Source organism: Microcystis sp. M53598_WE2, from assembly GCF_030067735.1.
Classification (GTDB): domain Bacteria; phylum Cyanobacteriota; class Cyanobacteriia; order Cyanobacteriales; family Microcystaceae; genus Microcystis; species Microcystis aeruginosa.
In genome coordinates this window covers 1-3,894 of the sequence record NZ_JASJFE010000483.1, presented here as the reverse complement: position 1 = coordinate 3,894, position 3,894 = coordinate 1, and the positions used below count along the sequence as shown (strand labels likewise).

General features: G+C 44.5%; 4 protein-coding genes. All 4 read left to right on the top strand.

Going from position 1 to position 3,894, the window contains the following annotated elements; all coding sequences use genetic code 11:
- The first annotated feature begins 191 nt into the window (after positions 1-191).
- The 4 genes from PX636_RS10085 to PX636_RS10070 all read left to right on the top strand — a co-directional run bounded on the left by PX636_RS10085 (position 192) and on the right by PX636_RS10070 (position 3,795).
- Positions 192-971: an ABC transporter permease gene (locus tag PX636_RS10085; RefSeq protein WP_002795557.1), complete on the top strand. Its 780-nt coding sequence runs from the start codon at positions 192-194 to the stop codon at positions 969-971.
- Between the two features lie 197 nt (positions 972-1,168).
- Positions 1,169-1,633: a hypothetical protein gene (locus PX636_RS10080; protein WP_288117013.1), complete on the top strand. Its 465-nt coding sequence runs from the start codon at positions 1,169-1,171 to the stop codon at positions 1,631-1,633.
- A 416-nt stretch (positions 1,634-2,049) separates the two neighbouring features.
- Positions 2,050-2,871 (top strand): phosphoadenosine phosphosulfate reductase, encoded by an 822-nt coding sequence (gene cysH / locus PX636_RS10075; RefSeq protein ID WP_002795561.1) that lies wholly within the window; start codon positions 2,050-2,052, stop codon positions 2,869-2,871.
- 57 nt (positions 2,872-2,928) lie between these two features.
- Complete coding sequence (locus PX636_RS10070; RefSeq protein WP_288117011.1) at positions 2,929-3,795, top strand: alpha/beta fold hydrolase; 867 nt, start codon at positions 2,929-2,931, stop codon at positions 3,793-3,795.
- Positions 3,796-3,894 lie beyond the last annotated feature (99 nt).

Here is a 3,894-nt window from a genome sequence, read left to right as displayed (position 1 = left end):
GGGGGAAATTTAGGCACTTTTTCCCTGAAAATTAGGTAATTGGCCACCTCAAAACTGGTAAAACCCCACACCCCACACCCCACACCCTGCCCCCAGGAAAAACTTTTTGCCGCAAACCCTAATTGGGCATAATGAGGGGATAAAACAATCTCTTAATCTAGGAAAGACAGATATTATTTTGATGAAAGGCTATGGGTATCAGTATCCTGAGAATATGGGCGATCGCAGCTAATGGTTTTCGCGAGGTTATTCGCGATCGAATTCTTTACTTTATCGGGTTTTTTGCCTTGTTGATGGCCTTCGCTTGGCGTTTATTACCAGAAATTGCGGTGGGAACCCATCAGAAAATCTTTCTTGACTTGGGATTAGCCGCTATCGGGTTATTAGGGGTAATTGTCGCGGTTTTTGTGGGTACAGGGCTAATTAATAAGGAAATTGACAAGAGAACTATTTTAGTTTTGATTCCTAAACCCCTGAGTCGGGCCGAATTTATCCTCGGTAAACACTTGGGTTTGTCCGGGGTTTTAGCGGTGATGTTGGGGGTAATGTTGGTGATTTACTTGCTGATGTTGCTGGGGATGAAAGTATCTTTTCAACCTTTACCCCTGATTGTCTCGGTTTTCTATCTCGGTTTGGAATTAATTCTCATCGCAGCCGTGGCGATCGCTTTTGGGGTATTTACCAGTTCGATTTTAGCCACGTTAATGACTTTTGGGGTCTATCTCATGGGTCACATCAGCAAAGATCTGATCCAATTGGGTATAATCAGCAAAAATGCCAATATCCTCGCTATCACTAAAAATATTTATCTAATTCTCCCAGATTTAGAGAGATTAAATTTTAGAAACGAGGCCGTTTATGGTTTGCTGCCTAGTGCTGATGTCTTAATCGCTAATGCCCTCTACAGTCTCGTTTATACTGGTCTATTATTGGGTATCTCCATCCTCATCTTTTCACGACGACAATTTTAAATAGCGTTGCTGAATCAAGGGATGAATGGCAACTGTGCAGGTTCCCGTGCCAAAGTTAGTTTGGGTCTAGGTTTTAAAAATCCCAGCAAAGAGGATTCAGATCTCAAATGAGCAACGCCTAAAATTGTACTGGCAGAAAAACCGCTCATCGCTGGTAGGAATGGTCAATATCGATTAGTTTATAGACATGATTAGCCATGAAATTAAAGGCACAGCTGCATATTTTAAGTCGAGACGCGGTCAATTACGGACTGGCCCCCGTAGTCATGGAAGAAGCGGTTAATCCCGTCCTTGCGGCCATGGCCAGACAGTTAAAACATTTACAATACTATGTGGTGCAGAATAGCCAGGGTGATTGGTTACTAACCACCTTAGCCCATCGGCGGCAGCCGCAACAGGAGAAAAGGGTAATCTATGCCTTTGCTACGGAAAAAATGGCCATATCTGCTCAAAATACCCCCAATTCACCCCTATCAACGCTCCTGATTCCCGTAACCCATCTTTTATTCCAATTATTTGCCCTAGAAAAAGTAGATAGTATTATTTTTCTGGAAAATGCACACACCGCTCAAACGGGAAAAGAAATCACCCGGACCCAATTAAAGGCCAATATTGAAAAACAACTACAAAAACTGGGGACAATTCCTGCCAATCTTGCTTAATTAGTTATCATTAATCGAGGTCAATTAGATGTCACCAGAGACTTTTTCAGCTGCCAACTTGAGTCTAGTGTAACCAGAGAGATTTTTGAGAAAGGAAGGTGTCGCTAGTGTGGGCCACACTTCACCCCATCAGATATAGTAGAAGTACAGTATATAGATTTTCAACAATACGGTCGTCAGGATGAATACAAAAACCCCCAACTACTAGACCGCCAGTGTCAGGATGATAAAACGGCTCTCCAGTGTCAAGCTGTATCCCTAACAATGGAGCAGTCAAACTAGGAGACGTGTGAGGTGAAAGTCTCACCTACGTTTCTCAAGGGGAGGAGATGGAGTTGACTCTATTCTCAGCCCCTAATGGATAGATTGGACTCTATCAGTATCCGCCGCTACTAATACCTTAAATCTTAGCCAGAATGCCAGATTTACACTTGCTTAATTCTCATCCACAGGCCCTAGAAACTGCCTTCATCCCCACTGCCGACCGGTCTTTTTCCTACCCTCTATCCCTCGACCTCGCTACAATTAATCAACGTTTTGACTCCGCTAACGCCGCGGAAATCGTCGCTTGGGCGGAAGCCACCTTCGGGGAAGGTTTGGTGATGAGTACCAGTTTCGGCATTCAGGCGGCGGTAATGTTGCACCTCGTCACCGCAATTATCCCCGATATTCCCATCATTTGGATCGATACCGGCTATCTTCCCCCAGAAACCTATCAATTTGCCGAAGACTTAAGCCAACGCCTCCATTTAAACCTGAAAGTTTATCAATCTCCCCTCAGTCCCGCCCGCATGGAAGCAATCCACGGTAAATTGTGGTCAAATAACGATCTCGACTCCCTCAATCTCTACGACAAAATCCGCAAGGTGGAGCCGATGCAACGGGCCCTGAAGGAATTAAAGGCCACCGCTTGGTTAGCAGGTTTACGTCGCGACCAAACCGACCACCGCAAAACTCTCCAATGGGTCAATCAACAGGGCGAACGTTACAAAATATTACCGATCCTTGACTGGAATGCCAAAACCATCTATGACTATCTGACTAAATACGATCTTCCCTACCATCCCTATTTTGATCTAGGTTATGTCTCCGTCGGCGATTGGCACTCCAGTCGGCCTTTAACCGCCGATGATAGCAACGAACGAGACACCCGTTTCAAGGGTTTAAAACAAGAATGCGGTCTTCATTTACCCTTAACCCCCGGAGAAGCACAAAGTCTCGACGCAAGCTCCCTATAACTGCCGGGGTGGAAAATTTGCCGGTGCGATCGGTTCCTAGACGTTAGACAATGGTTAATGATTATTAATCCCCCATTAACCATGGCTATTTTAGAAAATTTTCTCGAAGTCGGCTCTCTCAAGTGGTTCTATCGACAGGTTAACCCCGCTCAACAACCGGACACAACTCCCGTGATCCTACTCCATGGTTTACCCGCCCATGGCTATATTTGGCGGGAATTATTGACCAGTTTAGAAGAATATAACATTAATGCCATTGCCCCCGATTGGATCGGTTCCGGTTTATCCGCTAAACCCAATGCCAGAGAATTCGCCTACACACCTAGCGCTTTTTGTCAAGCCTTGGCCGATTTTATTCAAGCTCTCCAATTGCCGAAAATCTCCCTCATTGTCCAGGGTTTTTTAGCCTCCGTCGGTTTACAATACGCCCTAGAAAATCCCGATAAAATTGAGCGCTTGATCGTTTTAAATACTCCCCTCTCCAGTGATGTCAAATTACCCTGGATAATGAAACAATGGGGGCTACCTTTCCTCGGAGATATGGCGACTCAAGACCCCTTATTAGTCGATCGTACTTTAGAAACTGGTAGCGGTTTTGTGATTAGTGATGCAGATCTGGCTATTTTCCGTCAACCTTATCTAAAAACTTCGGCAGTGGGTCGCGCTTTACTGGCCACGATTCGCAATTTAAACCTATCGAAAACTATGGCAGAAATTGAGACAGGTTTAGAGAACTTTGAAAAACCTATCCTTTTTGTCTGGGGAATGGCCGATCCTTGGTTATCTTCTGTCACTGTCGAAAAATTAGCTACTAAATCAGGAGTGGAATTAATCCCCCTCGCGGAAGCAAAACACTATCCCCAAGAACATTGGTCAAAAGAAATTAGTCCCCAGATTATTAATTTTCTCGGACGCAAAACCTGAAGAGCTATTTAAGGTGATGCAGAAATTGTCTCAATTACCCTTCTCTGATTATAGTAGAAGCGGAGGCTTCGCTTTTTCAAAATTTCTGCGTTTAGGGCT

Coding starts and splice junctions, on each gene's coding strand:
- PX636_RS10085 (WP_002795557.1), top strand. CDS start 192: ATGGGTATCAGTATCCTGAGAATATGGGCGATCGCAGCTAATGGTTTT.
- PX636_RS10080 (WP_288117013.1), top strand. CDS start 1,169: ATGAAATTAAAGGCACAGCTGCATATTTTAAGTCGAGACGCGGTCAAT.
- cysH (WP_002795561.1), top strand. CDS start 2,050: ATGCCAGATTTACACTTGCTTAATTCTCATCCACAGGCCCTAGAAACT.
- PX636_RS10070 (WP_288117011.1), top strand. CDS start 2,929: ATGATTATTAATCCCCCATTAACCATGGCTATTTTAGAAAATTTTCTC.